The organism is Sulfitobacter sp. HI0040, from assembly GCF_001634885.1.
GTDB lineage: Bacteria > Pseudomonadota > Alphaproteobacteria > Rhodobacterales > Rhodobacteraceae > Sulfitobacter.
In genome coordinates this window covers 1-269 of the sequence record NZ_LWEX01000583.1, presented here as the reverse complement: position 1 = coordinate 269, position 269 = coordinate 1, and the positions used below count along the sequence as shown (strand labels likewise).

Below are 269 nucleotides of genomic sequence, written 5' to 3'. Positions count from 1 at the left end.
CCATCCTGCTGGTAGGGGCCACGACCGAGAATCCGTCATTCGAGCTTAATGCCGCGGTCCTTTCCCGCGCGCAGGTGCTGGTGCTGGAACGGCTGTCAGTCGAAAGCCTCGAACAGCTTGCCATCCGGGCGGAAGAGGAGCTTGGCCGGTCGCTGCCCCTGACCGCCGAGGCGCGTTCCGCCTTGTTGGAAATGGCCGACGGGGACGGGCGCGCCTTGCTGAACCTAGTTGAGCAGATCGTGAGCTGGGATGTCGCTGACCCCCTCGAT

The 269-nt window shown here is 64.7% G+C and carries 1 pseudogene; it reads left to right on the top strand.

Annotated elements, in window-relative coordinates:
* Positions 1 to 269, top strand: a pseudogene (locus A3728_RS21135) (replication-associated recombination protein A); the annotation flags it as partial.